General features: G+C 41.6%; 11 protein-coding genes. 7 read left to right on the forward strand and 4 right to left on the reverse strand.

From position 1 onward, the window contains the following. The 4 genes from A7D14_RS18155 to A7D14_RS18170 all read right to left on the reverse strand — a co-directional run. Window positions 1–3,248 (reverse strand): VCBS repeat-containing protein (locus A7D14_RS18155; RefSeq protein ID WP_141673443.1); only part of this gene is annotated, 3,248 nt, incomplete at its 3' end. 221 nt (window positions 3,249–3,469) lie between these two features. Then, complete coding sequence (locus A7D14_RS18160) at window positions 3,470–5,350, reverse strand: RagB/SusD family nutrient uptake outer membrane protein (protein ID WP_083158163.1); 1,881 nt, start codon at window positions 5,348–5,350, stop codon at window positions 3,470–3,472. Window positions 5,351–5,362: 12 nt separating this feature from the next. Next, window positions 5,363–8,383 carry a TonB-dependent receptor gene (locus tag A7D14_RS18165; protein WP_176712449.1) on the reverse strand — a complete coding sequence of 1,007 codons (3,021 nt, stop codon included), beginning with the start codon at window positions 8,381–8,383 and terminating at the stop codon, window positions 5,363–5,365. A gap of 622 nt (window positions 8,384–9,005) precedes the next feature. After that, window positions 9,006–11,027, reverse strand: a complete 2,022-nt coding sequence (locus A7D14_RS18170) for a glycoside hydrolase family 97 protein (RefSeq protein WP_067037675.1) — start codon at window positions 11,025–11,027, stop codon at window positions 9,006–9,008. A 417-nt stretch (window positions 11,028–11,444) separates the two neighbouring features. Here A7D14_RS18170 and A7D14_RS18175 point away from each other — a divergent pair, with 417 nt between their 5' ends. From A7D14_RS18175 to A7D14_RS18205, 7 genes are all read left to right on the forward strand, one after another. Continuing rightward, on the forward strand, window positions 11,445–12,452 hold the full coding sequence (locus tag A7D14_RS18175) for a LacI family DNA-binding transcriptional regulator (protein ID WP_067037677.1): 1,008 nt from the start codon (window positions 11,445–11,447) through the stop codon (window positions 12,450–12,452). A 150-nt stretch (window positions 12,453–12,602) separates the two neighbouring features. Then, entirely contained in the window at window positions 12,603–13,760 is a 1,158-nt protein-coding gene (locus A7D14_RS18180) for a glycoside hydrolase family 172 protein (protein WP_218058558.1), read from the forward strand. 98 nt (window positions 13,761–13,858) lie between these two features. Next, the gene (locus tag A7D14_RS18185; RefSeq protein ID WP_218058559.1) at window positions 13,859–14,998 is read left to right on the forward strand and encodes a DUF6786 family protein; all 1,140 of its coding nucleotides are present in this window, start codon (window positions 13,859–13,861) and stop codon (window positions 14,996–14,998) included. Window positions 14,999–15,009: 11 nt separating this feature from the next. Beyond that, window positions 15,010–16,788, forward strand: a complete 1,779-nt coding sequence (locus A7D14_RS18190) for an L-fucose isomerase (RefSeq protein ID WP_067037681.1) — start codon at window positions 15,010–15,012, stop codon at window positions 16,786–16,788. Between the two features lie 8 nt (window positions 16,789–16,796). Further along, window positions 16,797–18,089 (forward strand): L-fucose:H+ symporter permease, encoded by a 1,293-nt coding sequence (gene fucP, locus A7D14_RS18195; RefSeq protein WP_067037683.1) that lies wholly within the window; start codon window positions 16,797–16,799, stop codon window positions 18,087–18,089. 14 nt (window positions 18,090–18,103) lie between these two features. Further along, complete coding sequence (locus A7D14_RS18200) at window positions 18,104–19,774, forward strand: ribulokinase (protein ID WP_067037685.1); 1,671 nt, start codon at window positions 18,104–18,106, stop codon at window positions 19,772–19,774. A gap of 185 nt (window positions 19,775–19,959) precedes the next feature. Then, the gene (locus A7D14_RS18205; RefSeq protein WP_067037687.1) at window positions 19,960–20,736 is read left to right on the forward strand and encodes an SDR family oxidoreductase; all 777 of its coding nucleotides are present in this window, start codon (window positions 19,960–19,962) and stop codon (window positions 20,734–20,736) included. Window positions 20,737–21,215 lie beyond the last annotated feature (479 nt).

A 21,215-nucleotide genomic window follows, 5' to 3' on the forward strand; every position in this document is an offset into this window, starting at 1 on the left:
CTGCTGTCCTTAGGTATATTGATTCCTGATTTTGTAGCTGGTATTGGGATTAAATTGGAAGAACCATCGCCCAATAATAAACAGCCCACTCCAGAATCATATCTAATGGTTTCCACTTCTACTCCATAGTGATTCCCCACAACTAGAATATCCATATGCCCATCTTCGTTGAAATCGCCGAATAGGGACGATTTGATTGGGAATACTTGGGCCTCTGTGGGCAATGGCTTTTGAATCAATTTGCCCCCAGAGTTTATCAAAATAATGCTCTCCAAACTTTTTATTTCATGGGTCACTGTGTTCTCAATTCTTCCTGTGGGCAATATGTCGGTAAGCTTTGACGAGGCATAAGTATGATAATCCTTGAACTTGTCAGCCACATAGGGCATTTGGTTACTCATGCATTCGCGTCCCCTCAAGGGTACATAGGAGTCTTTGTATTCTTTGGCCAATACAATGTCATTGGTGCCATTTTTGTCAAAATCGTTGGCATATATCCTCAAGGGGTGGTCTTTGGTGGGTTTAAATTTATTGTTCAGTCCAAGATTGCCGACCACATAGTCTTCATCCCCATCGTTGTCGATATCCACCGGGGTAATGGACCACCATATCCCTTTTGTACTTTGTAGCCCCCATTTTTCAGAATTGTCTTCAAAGTGTCCATTGCTGTTTTCCAGAAGCGTGATGTTCATCCACTCACCTACCAGTAGAATGTCCATATCCCCATCGTTATCAATATCAGAAAAAGTGGCGTCAGAGACCAGGCCTATATTGGTCAGGTCAGGTGCAATCTCCATGGTTTTGTCCACATATTTGCCACCATCATTTATATAAAGGAAGCTACTGGCCGGATAGGGATATCTACCTGGTATAAGACGGGTGCCCACCAACAGGTCTAAATCGCCGTCTTTGTCAATATCAGATGTCCTTACACATTGACTGCTTTCATATTTTTTGGGAAGTATATCCCTGTCACGATGAAATTCGCCCACACCATTATTGATATACACTCTGTCTTCCAATAATTTGGAACCTTGACTGAACTCATTCCCACCACTAGCGACGAAAAGATCCATATCGTCATCGTTATCGACATCCAAGAAAATACACCCAAGGTCTTCGGATTTCTTCTCCATTTCCCATGGCTGTGAGGGATTCGGTATAAAGGAGCCGTTTTCTTGCTGTACGAACAACCTTCCTGATTGTCCACTGGCACCACCTATGAAAACATCTTCCAGACCATCGCCATTTATGTCGGCAACGGCAGAAAAAGGGCCGTTCTCGGATAACCGATGCGGTAAAAGTGTCTCTTCCTGAAAGTCGTCGTACTCATTCTCCTTATGACTGAACTTTAGACCAATGGAGGAAGGGTCCATCCCACAGAACATTTTGGTATTCGCTCTTTCCTTTCTTTCGTTGGTTTTAGCAAGTTCATACCGTATTAAAAGAGAGGTGTTGGGTGTTGGATCTTCAATGATATTGCGTTTGCCATCTGGCCATAGAACCTCTAATCTTTCAATTTTCTTTTCTTTCCCCAAGCCAAATAGGATACCAGGCTCCATGGAGGACAGATAACCCCTTGAAACGAAATTCTCGGCAATTTGGAATTGGTCATTATAGTAGAGGAATGCCTTGACACCATAGCCGAACAAATTGTTTCTCGGTCCCTCAAAGTACAGCTTTAAGAAATTTCCACCCGTTGTGTTTCTGTATACAAATGCAGGGGCATCAATGTTGTTGGTGATTATATCCATATCGCCATCGTTGTCCAGATCACCATAAGCGATTCCTGTGGTAAACCCAGGTTGATCGAACCCCCATTCTTTTGACTCTTTTTTGAATCGAAAATCCCCCTTGTTTTTATAAATGTAATTGGGAAGGGGAACGGAGGGGGCATCCTTGCTTTCTTCCAAAAGATTTAGAGATCCCTTTTTGATTTTTTTGGCGACTTTGTTTAAAAAGTCATTGTTCCGGATGTCTTTTTTTATTCCATTAGAGATCACAATGTCCCTAAGACCATCATTATCAAGGTCAACAAGCAGTCCCGACCAACTCCAATCAGTCTTAGCTATTCCGGCTAGATTTCCAACATCGTAGAAATTTCCCTCGCCGGAATTTATCTGTAAGGTATTGAACATGTATTGCCGATGTTTGCCCCATTCCACAAGCTGGAAGAATTCTTTTGGGTTCATAGAGCCCATATTGGTCTTTGATCTATAATGATCTTCAGCGGCCATATCCAAGGTGATGAGATCGGTATGACCATCGTTGTTCACATCGCCGGCATCCACGCCCATGCTGAACCTCGAAATGTGCTTTAATTTCTGGTCAATCACATTGCTGAAAGTTCCATCCCCATTATTGTAGTACATAAAATCCGGCTCATCGTAGTCGTTGCTCACGTATAGGTCCGTCCATCCATCATTGTTGAAATCACTTGCTGTGACACCAAGACCATGGGCCAATGATTGCGATAGGGCAGCTTTCCGGGAAATTTCAGTATACTTCCCACCATCATTTCTATATAACTTGTCCCGGTGATATATTGCTCTTGATCTAGGGATTTTATAACGTAAAAACAATCTAGGGTCGGGAGGCTGGTTTACCTGGTACATATCAAGGTCGCCATCATTATCCATATCAAAGAAAACCGCTTGGGTCGAGAAACCCTTATCGGCCAATCCATAAAGTTGTGCGGATTCGGTAAAGGTGTAATCTTTATTATTTATATATAGCAGATTTACCCGGTCATCCGGATTCATGGAATCCCCATTTCTACTAACATAAATATCAAGATAGCCGTCGGAATTTACATCGGCCATCGTTACTCCCATGGACCAACCAGGGCTTGATGCGATTCCTGCTGTTTGCGTGATATTCTTAAACTTGAAGTTGCCTTCGTTTAGGTATAGTTGATCGTTGACCATATTGCCCGAGAAAAAGACATCGGGTAAACCATCATTGTTGATATCTCCAATGGCCACGCCAGCTCCATTGTAGATTTGACTATAGAACAGATGGTTTCTTTGCTGTGTTTCCTTGATTTGATTGTTAAATGTAATTCCCGTTTCTTGGTGGGACAGTAATTGAAATCCTGAGGTCCCCTCTTTGGTTAAAATACCTTTGTTGTCGGTGCAACCTAGAGCAACAAAAAACAATGGTAAAAACCATCGATATGTATTTTTAATACAGTTTTTGGTTTTTGTTAATTTGAAATAAGACAACATAAGGCACCTATCTAAGCTCATGGTTAATGGGAAATTTGGAATTATGAGGCAACCATTGCATTTCCAGAGATTTTGAGCACATATGAATTAGTTAAATCCATAATTCCATGTTTTATCTTATCTATAAACTAAATATAACTAGACCTCATAAATATGAGGTCTAGTATATGTTGGAAGACCATATCTTGATTACTAACTAACAAACAATTGTTCCTAAACTTACTTCAAACATAGGAGGAATTTTAGTTGTAGCCCGGATTCTGCTCTAACAAGGGGTTCAAATTAAGTTCATTTCTAGGAATGGGAAAAAGTTCATGTTGCCCATCTATAAAATTCTTTCCTTGTGCCTTTAATAGAGCACCAACACGACCTTGTCTCCTTATATCGAACAGGCGATGCTGTTCCATGGCCAATTCCACACGTCTTTCATGCCATATGTCCTCCAACAATTGTTGGCCGGAAGAAGTTATATCCGGCAGTAATTCCGCAGTGGTAATGGAAAGGTTCAAGGTCTGTACGTTTGTGGTTTTTGAGCCACCGTTATATGATTCGGTGATTCTATCCACCACTACGGGAACGGATGCCCCGGGGGATAAGGATTTCATTTGAGTCCTGAATTCGGACATCGTTGAAACGGACACACCATCGATTGATCTGATCACATCCAGGTTGTTTATCAAAAGTATAGTGTTGGATTCTACAAGTTCCCATTCAATGGGCTGTATCCCCGCGTCAAAAGAAGGACCTGAGGGGCCGACATATCTCACAAAAGGACTTCCGGTAATTTCCGGCATTCCAACAGCATTGGCCACCACTTCATCCAATGCTTCCGGAATGACCCCTAAAGTTGCCAATTGACCGTTTCTTGCTCGAGCCCTCACCATATTGACATACATCTGTGCATCAGCAATCTTTCCATTCTGAAAGGCCGCCTCAGCCGCGGTCAACAAAATATCAGAATACCGAAGTCTACGGATGTTAGTGCCACTATTAAGGTTTCCCCCTGTATTTTCTAGTGGTGTGAACGCTTTTTGATTGTATCGTTCATCAATCATAAAAGGATTGTCGGTTACGGCCGCAGCTGGTCCGTAAGGTGTGGTCTCATGGACAAAGAGAACGGTTGATTGCATGCGGTCGTCTCCGGGCTCATAACTGTCTAAAAGATCTCTTTCCGAACTGTTAAACCCCCATCCCAAATTAAGGCCACCACGAACACCTTGCGGGTTACTGAAAGTTGTTCCTCCCGAAAAATCACTTGCAGCCAATGCCTGTATTTCAAAGATTGATTCAACGTTGTTTTCTCCTTCTGGAACAAAGATTTGGCTGTAATCAGGTGTTAGCGAATATTCACCAGAATTAATTACCTCCAATGCAAGATTTTCTGCTTCCTGATACTCATTTTGGAACATATGAACCTTGGCTAGCAAACCCTGTGCAGCTCCTTTTGTAGCCCTGCCCAAATCGTTTAAATCATATTCTGATTTTAGGGGGAGTACCGCAATAGCGTCATTGAGATCACTTTCAATCTGGTCATATACAGTTGACACCTCTGCTCGAGGTTGTTCAAATTCCCCAATGGCAGAAGGTGCGGTGATCAATGGCACACCTCCGTAAGACCGAACAAGAAAAAAGTACGAATAGGCTCGAATAAATTTGTTTTCCCCAATTAATCGGGTCTTCAACCCTTCATCCATTTCAATGTTGGGGATATTTTCTATGGCTGAGTTGGCACGATAAATAATTTGATAATACCATTCCCATAGTCCATTGAAAACACCTTCCGCAGGGTCATAGATCAAATCGTCTATTCTCCCAACATCGGTACCGTCGGTTGGTTCGGTTCCCTTATTTGAATCATCAGAGGCGATATCCGTCATCCCTAGGTACCAGATGTAGTGCACACTGCTCCAAAAGCCATCAGAGCGATCAAAATTCACCATTTGTTCATAAGTTGCATTTGTAGCTTGCACGGCATCATCTTCTGTAAGGAAAAAATTGGATAGTGTACGTTCGCCACGTGGAGGTTTTTCAAGTAAATCCTTGGTACATCCTACAGCGAGTATAGTAGTCATTGTGATCAGCACAATGTAGAACTGATTTATAAATAAAGTTTTTCGTTGCATTTTTTATGATTTTTAGAAACTAATTTCAACTCCGAGTGTACTTACAGATCCCACAGGATATGTTCCATTGTCAATGCCATTTGCAATCACTGATTCACCACCAATTTGGGGGGTGTATCCGGGATAATCTGTAATGGTTAAAAGGTTCGTGGCACTTACATAGAATCTTATTCTATTAAAAACAGATGATTCCAGAGGAAGGGTATATCCTATTTGAATATTTCGTAGCCTAACAAAGTCACCGTCTTCAAGAAATCTATCCAACACGGCGTAGTTGTGTCCTGCCTCAGTTATTCTAGGTTCGGTATTAGAGGTTCCAGGACCTGTCCATCGATCTAAAAAGAATTTTTCATAGTTGAATATTGCAAACCCTCTTTCGGCCGTTCTTGAGTACAATACTTTGTTTCCCGCTTGGCCGTCAATGTTCAACGAAAAGTCAAAATTTTTAAAGTTAGCCGAGAAATTCAAACCATAATAGATGTCCGGTATGGGTGATCCTAGAGTTGTTTTATCATCATCATTGATTATCCCATCTTCATTTATGTCGACAATTTTTATGTCGCCTGGTTGCTCACCTCCCCTAATGGCCGATGAGTTGATCTCCTCTTGGTCTTGAAAGATTCCTTCTTGCTTCCAACCATAAAAGGCACCTATTTCCTGACCCACTATGGTTCGCGTGGATGAACCTATATTACGAACGCCACCGGCGAAAATCTCTTCCAATCCACCTCCCAGGGAAAGGACTTCATTGTCCACCGTGGTTAAGTTCAATCCAATGTTATACTTGAACTCTGGAGTATCACTGTTCCAATTAAGATTGAATTCAAACCCTTTGTTGACAACCGCAGCTGCATTTACCACAGGAGCAATCGGTACGCCAACAGAGTTTGGAATTGGGACCCTGACCAGGATATCGCTCGTTTCTCTCCGATACCAGTCGACCTCTGCACTCAGGTGATTATTGAAGAATCCAAATTCCAAACCTACGTCAACTTGTTCGGTTTCTTCCCATTTTAATTCTTCATTGGCAAGCTCCACCAAAGCGGCACCGGGATAAATTGATTGGTTTTGCCCAAAGACCGCATTCAAGTTAGAGGCCACAGTTGGGAAGGCGGCTCCCGTATCTATTTTATCATTTCCAATAATGCCCCAGCTCCCCCTTAGCTTTAAATAGCTAATGGCATCGGTTTTCATGAAGGGCTCGTTGGAAATTACCCATCCACCTGCCACAGATGGAAAATTGCCCCATCTATTCTTACTGGAGAATCTTGAGGAACCATCTCGCCTAAAGGTTGCTGTAAACAGGTAGCGGTCCTTATAGCGATAATTGGCACGTGCCAGATAGGACAATATGCCCCAGGAGAATGAATCATTGGAGTTGGTCTGTCCTTCGGTTTCTCCGGCATTGAGATAGAGTAAATCTGGAGATGGATTCAATTGGGACGCGGGAAGGTTCAAACGTGTACCAGATAAGTTTTCTGAAGTAAATTCTTGAAATGTTATTCCCGCCAACAGATCAAAGTTATGCTCACCTATTGAATTCTTGTATTGGAGAAGGTTCTCGTTCAACCAATTGTTATGTTGCCCCCTTGATACCGTAAGCCGGCTATCCTGCAACATCTGTATCGGGGTTACGAAATGGGCAGGGATAAAGAACTTTCGCTCTCCTCTAAAATAGTCAATCCCTAAGCTGGTCTTGAAATTGAAGTTCTTTAAAAAATCGAACTTCAGATAGGCGTTTCCCGTAGCCCTAAAACTTTTGTTTTCATTATTGTTGAATGCCACTGAAGCAGCAGGATTTACCGTGCCCCCATTAATGGATGTATTGGTGAAGGTTCCATCTGGATTATAAGGTTCCAAAGTAGGATCTGCCTGGAGGGTTAAATTGATCAAACTATTGACACCCCTACCCTCACCCTCCTCCTGTGAGTCGGTAAAGGTTAAATTTAGATTTTGACCTGCTGTAACTTTGTCTGAAATAAAATATTCGTTGGCGACCCTAAAGCTTACCCTTTCAAAATCGGACCTTCTTATTAGCCCATCTTGATTAAAATAGTTTGCGCTAACGAAGTAATTGGATTTTTCGGAACTCCCGCTGGCCGATATGTAATGACTTTGAATAGGTGCTCCGTCTTGAATCAGCCAATCTTCCCAATTAAAACCTTCTCCAAATTGGCTTGGATCTGCAAAAATAGGTGCTCTACCCTCATTGGTCGCAGATTCATTGGCCAAAGTTGCAAACTCGGTTGCATTGGCCATACCTATCTTATCCACAACCGTTTGTACACCATAATAAGATCGGGCATATATTCCCGAAGAATCGGAAGACCCATTCTTGGTGGTCACAACGATGACACCGTTGGCCCCTCTTGACCCATAAATAGCAGTGGCGGAAGCATCTTTGAGCACTTGTAGCGACTGAACATTTTCTGGAGGCAAAAAAGAAATGTCATCCAAAAGAAGACCGTCAACCACATACAGCGGAGAGGCATTATTAAGTGTGCCTACACCACGTACTCGAACTACTGGCTGAGAACCGGGGCGTCCGTTTTGGGGAGTTACTTGAACCCCTGCTATTTTTCCTTGAAATGCATCTTGGAGTGATTGGGTTGGGATACTGACGATGCCCTCAGCTTTGAGGGTGGAAACCGCTCCAGTAAGGTCGCGCTTGGATTGTGTTCCATACCCAATCACAATTACTTCATCAAGGGCCGCAGTATCTTCTTCCAAGGTGATGTTCAGATAGGTTTGTCCATTGACGGCTACCTCCTTGGATCTAAACCCAATGTAGGATACAACCAGTGTGGCGTTAGGTTGCGAAACAGTAATGGTGAAATTTCCATCAAAATCTGATTGCACGCCATTGGTTGTACCCTTTTCAATAATATTGGCACCCGGCAAAACAGATCCATTGTTATCATAAACCGTTCCACTGATTTGTGACTGGACGTTCTCAAAAGAATGTCCTTTTTTGGACTTAAAGTTATTTGCTTGAACAGTGAAGACCGATACGAGCAAAAGTATAAGAGCCAATCTCAATCGATTATTTGAATTGAATGAGATTGACCTATTATAGCATTGTTTAAAATTGAGGTTTTCCATTTTTACATAAGTTATTATTAGTTTGATTAATCCTGAAGGTTATTTAATGTGCTGGTCAATTATTGATTTTAAATGATCTATTACTATGAAAGCAGCGTTAAAGCTATACGGCATAGTGCTTGGTTTGAGTATCTGTTTAGCAGGTATTCTTTTTATTTAATCGTTTAAGTAATTTAAGTTTAAACGTTTAAGTAATTTTCCAAATGTAATAGTATATATTCATTTTAGCAAAAATTATTTGTTAAAAATATTGATATATCAGAAAAAACACACAATTGTTGTAAAGTTGGCAGAATATGGAGTTAAGGGAGGTATGGTGATAGGGTTTTGTTTTCCGTGGGGATAGCACTTCCATCTCTCCTTTCATTGATTGCTTTAATTGGTGGAACAAACATCTTTACAGCTTATCTAGTCGAGCCGGATTTCAGGGCTATTGGTATCATATTCATGGTTTTTGTCAAATCCTTGAACCAAAGGGCTATTCGTTCGTGAATAAGGAGTACATTAACCAAATACTTTGGACAAGTGACATGTGCTATTTAAAAAGACAGGTTCAATTGACTTTAGTCAACCGGATGACCATTCCACCACTGGCAGCCAACTGGATCTCTAGAATGTCGCTGGCATTAACTTGCTTCTTTTCTTTATCCAGTTGGTTTGGGTCCAGATGGGCCTCTTTTCCATCGGTGTAAATTTCCGCCCAATAATTTCCTTTTTCCAAAAATCCTAAATTTACCTTGATGGTTCTGGCTTTACTGTTGTTAAGGCTTCCCACAAACCATTGATCATCCTTTCTTCTAGCCGTGGTAACATATTCATCCACTTTGGCGTCCAATATTTTGGTTTCATCCCAATTGGTGGGTACCGTCTTTAGGAAATCAAACCCGGGCTCACCTAGATAGGCATCCGGATAATCACATAACGAGGCCAAATAGCTTTCCAATACCACATACATCGCCAACATATGACATCTGGTTACCACTACCAAAGGACGGGTGTATTGTGTCTTGAACTCTGATTTTGGCACCGCTCGGAACCCACCAAGATGATAATCCGTTGCCCCGGCCAGTAATCTTGTGAATACGATATCCAGATCATGATCAGCGGTTATGGGTACAGGCTCCCATTTGTTGTATTCGTAGTTGCGAGCCCCCTCACGGGTAAATTCATTGGGATAGGTGCGATGGAGCCCAGTGGGCTTAAAGCTACCATGAAATTGAATGTAAAGTTTGTGTTCGGCAGCTTTTTGAAGAATTTCTTCTTGGATTAACACCATTTCTTGATCATCGCGGTCCATGAAGTCAACCATCATACCATTGATTCCCCATTCCTCAAATTTAGAAAAGGCTTTCTCCAGATTTGGATAAATCGCTTGCCAATGTACCCAAACATGAATGCCAACGCCTCTTTCTTTAGCGTAGTTACACACCCGTACCATATCCAGGCTCGGAACCGGTTTTGTAACATCGGTTTGAGAACCCACCGTCCCGTATCCCGATGCATTGCTGGAGTACCAAGCAAACCCACCATAGCCAATTACGGCATGGTAGTCAATATTGTTATCAGCGCAGAAGTCGATGTAATATTTATTGGTCTCGAAATTGACCCCTGGGGCAAATGTAGTGTCTGGGACAATGTCCCCATTCCACCAATGGAATGTAGTCTTTCCGGGTTTGATCCAAGAAGTATCCTTTATTTTCGAGGGCTCGTTTAGGTTAGTGAGTATGTTGGACTCCAATAATGTGCCGATTTGGTCGCTTATCATCATAACCCTCCAAGGTGTTTGGTGGGGAATATCGGCCCTTACCTTGATTTTTGATTGATCAGGGAGTGGGGAGAGCTGACATATTAAATGTCCATTCTGTTTCGTAAGATACATCCCCGCATAATTCCTAAGATTGGCTTCCGTTATCGCCATGAATGTTTTTTGGGGAAATTCGAGCAATAAGGGCATATCCATTAATGTATCTTTCGGTATGGCATTATAAGGTAATTTATTGTAATATCCCTCATGGGTATTGGTATATGAATCCCAAAAAAGCGTTCGAACGGTTGGATTCCCCATAATTTCGAAGGAAGTCAATTCGTCCAAAAGCTCATAAGATTTCCATGCTTCCTGTTCAGGAAATTCGTAACGAAATGCAATACCATCATTGAAAGCCCTTACTGCCAGGATGATGGTTTGGTTTGGAATATTGTTCCCATTGAGTGGAATCCGTACTTCACGGTATTCATTCTTCACCTTTTTATTCTTTCCCACCATAAGTTCATAGGTCTCGTCAACTGATTTATACTGGGGTTTTCCCATCTTTAGAAGGGATATAAAATATCCACTCTCTTGGAATTGGAGCCCGAGGTTTGATTCATCAATGAGTGTGGTGCCATTAAATGAGATGCTGTATTTGGGAGCTTCTCTGTTGACTTTTAAGTTAAAATGGAGACTGCCATTTGGGGAAGATAGTTGTACTTCATTCTGTGCATTTACGGTTGAGAATAGACAAAAAAGGAATAACGCACAGAGATTGCGGAAATATAATTCCAAAAAGTTTGTTTTGATGTTTAAAAAATTTGTCATTCGTATGAATTTTTGATTGGGTCATATTACATTTCATATGTGAACTGAGATGGTGCGCGAAATATTTAAACGTTTAAATAATCAAACATAAATATAAATCCATTAGGTAAGAAAAGGTATTTGTTAAAATTAGTTCTTCAATACCATGGAGACTTTGTAATTGGCTTGAAGGAGATATCCATAATCAGTTTAACTGAACATAAGATTTGCACCCATTTTTAATTTGAAAACTACGGAAACTTTATTATTCGTTTGGAGTATAGTAGAATAATGGCTCAGTTTTGGAACTTTTACTATTTTGTAGGGTAAATTTGGGAAAGACCATTACAAATTGAAAACAAAAAAATTTGGTATCATGTGTTCTTATTGATACTTTGCAATTCAAATTAAATTTAAACGTTTAAGTCACGTCGGCCTATGAAGAAGAAGACTTCCCTGAAAGATATTGCAAAGGAAGCGGGGGTTTCCATTGCTACGGTTTCATATGTTCTTTCAAAGCAAGAAAACAGTGGTGTAAGCCAAGAGGTTTCAGATAGAATAAAGGATATAGCCAAAAGACTGAATTATAGGCCCAATCAAATTGCAAAAAGCCTTCAAAGTGGAAAAAGTCAGACCGTAGGATTGATCGTGGCCGATATCTCAAACCCTTTTTTTGCACAAATTGCAAGAATTGTGGAAGATGAGGCAAAGAAATATGGATATACGGTCATTTTTGGAAGTTCAGATGAGAAGGCAACCAAATCCCATGATTTGATCAAGTTTTTATTGAACAGACAGGTTGATGGATTTATCATTACGCCAACTGAAGGCTCTGAAGGCCAGATTGAACTCTTGAAAGAGCAAAACATTCCATTTGTACTTATTGACCGTTACTTTCCAAGCATTGATACCAACTATGTGGCCATCGACAATTATAAAGCAGCTTTTGATGCAACAAAAAAGTTGATGGAAAATGGAAATAAACGAATAGGTATGGTTGCATACTCTACAGAGTTGAACCACATGAAAGAACGGATTCAGGGGCATAAGGACGCGCTGGGTAAAGGTATTTATGATGAATCTTTGTTACAGGAGGTTGCCTTTGAAAGGATTGTAGAGAATATACCTAAAGCCATTAATAATTTGGTCAAGGGAAACGAACCGGTGGATGCCATATTTTTTGCCACCAATACCTTGGGAGTGATAGGACTCAAGTATCTTAATGAATTGAAACTTCAGGTTCCGGATGATATTGCCGTTATTGTTTTTGATGAGAGTGAGGTATTCCATTTCTTTTATTGCCCACTTACCTATGTAAAACAACCATTATCTGATTTAGCCAAAAAGGCAGTGACCGTTCTTTTGAATCATATAAAGAATCCAAATGCCAAGTTGGACAAGGTAAAATTGAACGCTCAACTCGTAATTGGCAATTCAAGCAATTAATAGTGACTAATTAAGAAAAGTATCAATTTAATTTGTAAATAATTGAAAATAGTACATTTTTTATTTTTATTTAAACGTTTAAATAGTATATTTGGACGGCTAGATGGTCGCAGTACCGCAATGATTTACTTTAATTAAAATTTGTCCATTATGAAAAAAAGAGGAGGTTTTGTCCTTATGCGATTAGTTGCTCTGTTTTGTTTCCATTTAGGATTCACCTATGCCCAGACCACCAATGGATTGGGGTCCAACATGGGAAACATTTTCACGCTGTCCGATGCAAAGACACGGTCTATCAGTCCCGAGAATTTTACAGGGGAGCCAGGTAAAGGAGGAATGGCCGAATTGGGAAATGGCACGGGAAGCCATGCTGCCCGTGAATTGGGACAAGGCTGGAAAGTCAGTCCATCTGTTAAAATAGCCCCTGGCGAAACCTTTACCCTTGCCGATATCGATGATGAAGGTGCCATTCAGCATATTTGGATGACCCCAACCGGCAACTGGCGTTTTTCCATTCTTCGCTTTTACTGGGATGGAGAAAAAGAACCTTCTGTTGAAGTGCCTGTGGGTGATTTCTTTGGAATGGGATGGGGAGAATATACGCCTCTAAATTCTTTGCCTATAACCGTTAACCCCGGAAGTGCCTTTAATACCTATTGGCCCATGCCCTTCCGCAAAAAGTGCAGAATCACTATGGAAAATATAGGTACGGAAGAAATGTACTTGTATTACCAAATAGATTATACCTTGACCGACGTTCCTGATGATGCGGCCTATTTCCATGCCCAGTTCAGAAGAAGCAACCCAACCGAAGGCGCTCTTTACACCTTGATTGATGGCGTGAAAGGAAAAGGCCACTACGTGGGGACCTATATGGCTTGGCAGGTAAACAACCGAGGTTGGTGGGGCGAAGGCGAAATCAAGTTTTATATGGATGGGGATAAAAAGTTTCCCACCATCGCAGGAACCGGAACCGAGGATTATTTCTTGGGATCATACAATTTTGAGAACAAAAAGAAAAGGGAATACGAAAGCTATTCCACACCGTATGCAGGCCTGCATCAAATTATTAAACCCGATGGACTTTATGATTCCCAACAACGATTTGGATTGTACCGTTGGCATATCCAGGACCCTGTTCGATTTGATAAGGACCTGAAAATTACCATTCAAGATTTGGGTTGGAGAAGTGACCACCGGTACCTTCAGCAAAAATCGGATATCAGCTCCGTAGTGTATTGGTACCAGGCCGAACCGCATGCCAAGTTTCCGGCACTTCCATCCAAAAACGAACTTGAAGTGAACTGATGATGTTGAAAAGACAACAGTTTTTACTAACGGCAATCACTTGTTTGGTTGCGATATCCTGTAAAAATAAGGATAATAAAGACTCAGGAATAGAGACTATGTACAAAGAAGACACTTTTATCGAAGGATCTTTCGGTTATGATATGGATTTTCTTGAAAAATGGGATTCCAATCTCATCATATTGAAATCAGAAAACGCCACCGTGGCAATCTCAGGAAAATATCAGGCCAAGGTATTTACTTCCAGTGTTTCTGGTGATGAGGGACGAAGCATGGGATGGATCAACTATGATGCCTTCGGAAAGACCAACCCACATATGAACGCTTATGGCGGGGAGAGTAGATTTTGGCTGGGGCCCGAAGGGAACGCCTTTTCACTTTTCTTTAAGCCTGGGGACGAAATGACCTTTGAGAACTGGAAAACCCCACCCCCAATTGATAGCGAAGGTTGGAATGTTACCGAGGAAAGTGAGACCTCCGTGGCTTTGGAACGAACCATGGAAATTGAAAACTATGCGGGTCATACGCTCAATATCCGTGCGCAACGGGAAATTAAGATTTTGACCGCCCAACAAATGGAAGAATTGCTCGGAGTACAGGCAAAAGGGGTCAAATCGGTGGGGTATAAAACAAAGAACACCATCACCAATATTGGTGATTATGAATGGACCAAGGAGACAGGTGCTCCCTGCATTTGGATATTGGACATGTTCCCGCCTTCAGAGGAAACAACCATATTTATTCCATATAAAGAGGACGGTGCCGGACCTGTTGCAACCACCGACTATTTTGGAGAAATCTCAGCAGATCGAATAGGCTATGACAAAGGTATCTTGTTATTCAAAGCTGATGGCAAATCCAGAGGGAAACTGGGGATTCCGCCAAATAGGGCCACTCCAATGGCCGGAAGCTATGATGCCATAAATAATGTTTTGACGATAACCCTTTTCGATGTAGATTCCGATGCCACTTATCTTAACCAAGAGTGGAATATGGAAGGGGATCCTTTTTGGGGTGACGCTGTCAATGCCTACAACGATGGCCCCTTGGAGGATGGTTCCCAAATGGGCCCATTCTATGAGTTGGAGAGTGTCTCCCCAGCGGCGTTTATCAAACCGAATGAATCGTTGTCCCATGACCATGCGGTTTTTCACTTAACGGGGAAAAGAGAAAATCTAGGACAAATTATAGAAGAGGTGTTTGGAACCACTATAGATAGAATTACAAATTTTTTATAACGATATTTAGAATGACCAAGAAGCACAAGTATCCTAAAATAGGGATTCGACCTATAATTGATGGAAGGTTAGGTGGGGTTCGGGAGTCTTTGGAGACCACCACAATGAACATGGCCAAAAATGTCGCCAAACTTTTCAGTGAAAAGCTTAGCTATCCAGATGGTAGTCCTGTGGAATGCATTATTCCAGACTTCTGTATTGGTGGGGTAAAGGAAGCGGTGGACTGTGGGGAACTTTTTAGTGCCCAAAATGTAGGAGTGTCCCTATCCGTTACCCCATGTTGGTGCTATGGAACGGAGACCATGGATATGAACCCTCAACTCCCAAAGGCCATTTGGGGATTTAATGGGACCGAGCGACCAGGTGCGGTGTATCTGGCAGCTACCTTGGCAGCGCATAACCAAAAAGGACTTCCCGCTTTCGGAATTTATGGGGAAGACGTACAGGATTTGGATGATAGTGAAATTACGGAGGATGTTCAGCGTAAACTACTGTCCTTTGCCAAAGCAGGATTGGCGGTTGCTTTGATGAAAAACCGAAGCTACCTGGCCATCGGCAGTGTTTCCATGGGAATAGCGGGGTCCATGATCGATCCTGACTTTTTCCAGGACTACTTGGGCATGCGAAACGAGTATGTGGATTCTTCGGAAGTGCTTAGGCGCATTCAGTACGAAATTTATGACAAGGAAGAATTTGAAAAAGCACTGAAATGGACCAAGAAGAACTGCTCAGAAGGGCAAGACTTCAACGAAAAGGAAAAACAGCGTAGCCCAGAGCAAAAGGAAGGTGATTGGGAATTTGTGGTAAAGATGACCCTCATTATCCGTGATTTGATGGAGGGAAATCCGAAATTAAAGGAAATGGGCTATGGCGAAGAGTCCCAAGGACATGACGCGTTGGTATCTGGTTTTCAGGGACAACGACAGTGGACCGATTTCTTGCCCAACGGCGATTTTTCAGAAGCCATTCTCAACTCCTCATTCGATTGGAATGGGATTAGGGCGCCCTATATGGTGGCGACCGAGAACGATGCGCTTAACGGGGTGTCCATGTTGTTCAATTATTTGCTGACAAATACCGCTCAGATTTTTGCCGATGTCCGAACCTTTTGGAGTCCAAGTGCCGTAAAACGGGTTACCGGATGGCAGCCTGAAGGGATTGCATCGGAAGGATTCATACACTTGATCAACTCAGGGTCTGCAACCTTGGATGGTACCGGACAGCAGAGTAAAGATGGAAATCCTGTGATGAAACCATTTTGGGGAATCAACCAAAAAGAGGTAGATGCCTGCTTGAAGGCCACTACATGGTATCCGGCCAACCTTGGCTATTTTAGGGGAGGGGGATTCTCCTCAAACTTCCTCACCAAAGGGGGCATGCCCATTACCATGTGCCGACTGAACCTGATCAAAGGTTTAGGTCCCGCACTTCAAATAGCGGAAGGGTACACCATAGACTTACCGGAAGAGGTCCACAAAACTCTGGATGAAAGAACGGACCGCACCTGGCCTACTACATGGTTTGTGCCCAAAACAACAGGTAAGGGACCATTTGCCAATGTGTATTCCGTGATGAACAATTGGGGATCCAACCACGGTGCCATCAGCTATGGACATATTGGACATGATCTTATTACCTTGGCTTCCATGTTGCGCATTCCCGTGTGTATGCACAATGTTGAGGATGGTCGGATTTTCAGACCTTCGGCATGGAGTGCACAGGGAATGGATTTAGAAGGGTCAGATTATAGGGCTTGCGAGAATTATGGTCCAATCTATGGAATGAAATAACAGTACAAATGAGCAAAAAAGAAACCAACCGAGGCATTCCGGTTACCCTACCGGGAAATAAGTGGCCCTTTATTCTTATTACCAGTTTATTCTTTTTGTGGGGACTGGCCAATAACATGACCGATACACTGCTGGCAGCGTTCAAACGGATCATGAGTATGACCGATTTCCAGACTTCCTGGATACAAATGGCTTTTTATGGGTCCTACTTTTTGTTGGCCCTGCCAGCCGCCATTTTGATTAAAAAGTATTCCTATAAAACTGGAGTATTGGTGGGACTGGGGCTATTTATTATGGGCGCGCTTCTTTTTTATCCGGCAAGCATTAGCATGGTGTACGGTCATTTTTTGGCGGCACTTTTTATTTTGGCAGGTGGACTTTCCATTCTTGAAACGGCGGCCAATCCCTATATCATTTCCATGGGACCTGAAGAAACGGCAACCCGAAGATTGAATTTGGCGCAATCTTTCAATCCTATTGGGAGTATTACCGGAATTTTGCTCAGTAAAATTTTCATCCTTTCCAACTTAAATCTTTTGGATGCAGACCAACGGGCATCCATGGCGCCAGAGGAACTGAAAACCATTCAATCCGTGGAGCTGACCTCTGTGATGGGGACCTATGTTGGGGTGGCCCTCTTTTTGTTGGTCATTTGGGTATTGGTAAAGATGACAAAAATGCCAATGGCCAAGGATGAGGTGAAGAAATTGGATATTTCAGGTTCCATAAAACGACTCTTGGGCAATCGTAATTATTGTTGGTCGGTCACGGCGCAATTTTTTTATATGGGTGCCCAAATCGGGTTATGGTCGTATACCATCCGCTACGCAATGCAGGAATTGGGTAAAAACGAGGATGACGCCTCAGTGTATTATTTAGCCTCGATAATTCTGTTTTCAAGCTCAAGATTTGTGTTTACTGCCTTAATGAAATATGTTACTCCTAGACGATTACTTTTCATAGCCTCAGTGTTGGGTGTACTTTGCACTTTGGTCGTTATTTATGGCACTGGAATGGTTGGCGTAATTGCACTCGTACTGGCGTCAGGATGTATGTCCCTCATGTTCCCTACAATTTATGGATTGGGAATGCAGAAATTAGGTAATGATGCAAAAATTGGTGGGTCTGGATTGATCATGGCCATTTTGGGCGGTGCCGTGCTCACCAGTGTGCAAGGTATGGTTTCGGATAGTTTTGGAAGCATCAACATTTCCTTCTACGTACCCTTGGTATGTTTCCTTGTGGTGGCACTATATTCCAGGGTTCAAAAGAATCTTCAAAGTAAAGTAATTACAAACTAAAATAGAGACACCCTATGGTGAGCGATGATTATGTGATTGGTGTTGATTTTGGCACTGGGTCGGTAAGGGCGCTTTTGGTGAATGCCCATAATGGAGAGGAAATAGCCATTTCGGAATTTGAATATCCACGATGGAAAAAAGGATTGTACTGCGATGCATCACGAAATCAGTTTAGACAGCATCCACTGGATTATATAGAGGGATTGGAACATACAATCTCTAGCGTCACAAATCAAGCGGGAGTAAGAATTGCGGAAAAAATCAGGGCCATATCTGTGGACACTACAGGCTCTACACCAGTTGCTGTGGATGAGACCGGGCAGCCCTTGGCATTAAGATCGGGATTTGAGCACAACCCAAATGCCATGTTCTTTTTATGGAAAGATCATAGTGGTATGAGGGAAGCTGATGAAATCAATAACCATGCGAAGAATTTTGAGCAGGATTATCTCAAATATTCAGGGGGCATATATTCATCAGAATGGTTCTGGGCTAAACTTTTGTATGTGCTAAGAGCTGATAAGGATGTTGCGGAATCCTGTTTTACTTGGGTGGAACATTGTGATTGGATTCCATTTTTGTTGACTGGAGGCAAAGATGCCAAAAAAATCAAAAGAGGGATATGTGCAGCTGGTCATAAGGCCCTTTGGGCTAATGAACATGGAGGTTTACCATCAATAGAATTTTTTACTGCTCTTGACCCCGTAATGGAAAACTTGGAACACCCACTCTTTAAAATGACATATAATTCTGATGAGTCTGTTGGGAACTTATCTTCTGAATGGGCAGATAAGCTTGGACTTTCTACAAATATTTTAATTGGAGTAGGGGCTTTGGATGCCCATGTAGGGGCTGTGGGAGGACAGATAGAACCTTATTACCTCAGTAAGGTAATGGGTACATCAACCTGTGATATGATGATTGCATCCAGAGGAGACGGCATTGGCTTGGTCAAAGGAATATGTGGCCAGGTAAATGGTTCTATTATTCCAGGAATGATTGGTTTTGAAGCGGGTCAATCCGCTTTTGGAGATGTGTATGCATGGTTCCAGGACTTCATAACTTCGACAACTTTCAAGGCAGTTCGAAACAGTTCCATGGACGATGCTATAAAGACAAGGTTAGAGGAAGAAATTGCTGGTCAATTGTTGGAACAATTGGGAGACGACGCATCAAAACTTCCCCTTGGGGAAACTTCAGAATTGGCCATTGACTGGTTCAACGGCAGAAGAACGCCAGATGCAAATCCATATGTGAAAGGAGCCCTTTTCAACTTGAACTTGGGAAGTGATGCCGCAAGAATATATAGAGCCCTTGTGGAAAGTACCTGTTTTGGTGCCAAACGAATTGTTGAACATTTCAAAAAAAATAATGTTCCATTGAAAGGTATTATAGCTTTGGGTGGAGTGGCCAGAAAGTCAAGTTATGTGATGCAAATGATGGCTGACATCCTGGACCTGTCTATAAAGGTACACAAAGGGGAACAGACTTGTGCCATGGGAGCGGCCATGTTAGCGGCAACCATCGCGGAAATTCATCCAAATGTACAGGTTGCTATACAAAAAATGGGCTGCGGTTTTGAGAAAACCTACACACCAAATAGGAAAAATGCGAATTTATACGCAATCCGATATCAAAGTTATATCAAAGCGGGTATTTTTTTAGAGAAGAATAACAAACAGTAATGGTAAGGGGATTATTCTCTATACATAAGTTAAAAGAAAAATGGGAAGAAGCTTTTTTTGATTCCATTTGTTAGACGGATATTCGAGCTTTGGTTCACCAGATTTTGCGAATATATGTAAAAGGAAGTTGAGTTTACCAATCGAACTGCTAAAGAGTTTGTAGATTTGGGTTAAATTGTATTGTCATGGACTTGGAACTAAAGGGCAAAGTGGTCATCGTAACTGGAGGAGCATCTGGGATTGGGAAAGGTATAACGGATGCTTTGTTGGAAGAGGGAGCAATTCCTTGCATTTTGGATAGGGATGCAGAGGCTATTAACAGTTATATCGAAGGTCTAGGTTTACAGAAGGAAAAGGTAATTACTGCCAATGTTGAACTTACCGATGAGACATCCTGCCATAAAGCAATTAAGGATATAGTAAAAGATACAGGACGAATAGATGCACTAGTGAACAATGCAGGTACAAATGATGGTGTTGGGCTTGAACATGGGTCCATATCTCAATTTTACAAATCTTTGGATAATAATGTGGGACACTATTATTTAATGGCCAAAATATGTCTTCCATTTCTAAAGTTGTCAAAGGGGAGCATAGTTAACATTGTTTCAAAAATACATTCAACGGGTCAAGGAGGTACTTCCGGGTATGCTGCCGCAAATGGTGCCAGAGTATCCTTGACAGAAGATTGGGCACAAGAGCTCAAAAAATATCAAATTTCGGTTTATGGTGTTTCAGTTGCTGAATGTTGGACACCGCAATACAAGGATTGGATATCTAAAAATGACTCTCCTCATAAAGTACTGCAAAAAATCAATTCTAAAATCCCATTGGAAAATAGGATGACCACTACTGTAGAATTGGCTGATATGACACTTTTTCTTCTTTCAAACAAATCAGGTATAAGCAGTGGTCATGTAATTTTCGTTGATGGGGGCTATGTGCATTTGGATAAGGTTTGACTTAATTTCACCATAATTTCAATTGGTGTCTCAAAAGCATTCGATTCTTTCTGCAAAATGCAAATCTTCAACTATAATTGTAACAGACTAGACGGAATTAGTCTAAAATTAAGTGATGGATTTGTTATCTTTAAGGCTAACCCTTAAATATAGGCCATAAGTCTTTAAAATCTCTTATAATGACAAAAAGTAGAAGAGAAATTTGTTAATAGTCAATGATGTAGCAATCTCCAAAACTTCATTCCCATAGGTTGGCAATATTTCCAGTATTTTCTTTTTCATCAGAACTTTATCCTAAACATATCTTTTCTAATGTGTGGATATATACCGATATCCAAAAATTGCTGCCAAAGGCAAAGGATTTATTTAGCAATGATTTGATTTTTATTGAATCGGTCATGAGTTAAAATTCTATTATTTTCCTCAATGAAGGCAAAAGGAAAAAACATAGACAATGATATTACTGACTTTTATATAAT

Source organism: Allomuricauda sp. CP2A, from assembly GCF_001683915.1.
Lineage (GTDB): Bacteria > Bacteroidota > Bacteroidia > Flavobacteriales > Flavobacteriaceae > Flagellimonas.

Excerpts from the sequence above, each read along its gene's own strand:
- A7D14_RS18185 (WP_218058559.1), top strand. The coding sequence starts at position 13,859 with ATGTACAAAGAAGACACTTTTATCGAAGGATCTTTCGGTTATGATATG.
- A7D14_RS18190 (WP_067037681.1), top strand. The coding sequence starts at position 15,010 with ATGACCAAGAAGCACAAGTATCCTAAAATAGGGATTCGACCTATAATT.
- A7D14_RS18170 (WP_067037675.1), bottom strand. The coding sequence starts at position 11,027 with ATGACAAATTTTTTAAACATCAAAACAAACTTTTTGGAATTATATTTC.
- A7D14_RS18160 (WP_083158163.1), bottom strand. The coding sequence starts at position 5,350 with ATGCAACGAAAAACTTTATTTATAAATCAGTTCTACATTGTGCTGATC.
- fucP (WP_067037683.1), top strand. The coding sequence starts at position 16,797 with ATGAGCAAAAAAGAAACCAACCGAGGCATTCCGGTTACCCTACCGGGA.
- A7D14_RS18205 (WP_067037687.1), top strand. The coding sequence starts at position 19,960 with ATGGACTTGGAACTAAAGGGCAAAGTGGTCATCGTAACTGGAGGAGCA.
- A7D14_RS18175 (WP_067037677.1), top strand. The coding sequence starts at position 11,445 with ATGAAGAAGAAGACTTCCCTGAAAGATATTGCAAAGGAAGCGGGGGTT.
- A7D14_RS18180 (WP_218058558.1), top strand. The coding sequence starts at position 12,603 with ATGAAAAAAAGAGGAGGTTTTGTCCTTATGCGATTAGTTGCTCTGTTT.
- A7D14_RS18200 (WP_067037685.1), top strand. The coding sequence starts at position 18,104 with ATGGTGAGCGATGATTATGTGATTGGTGTTGATTTTGGCACTGGGTCG.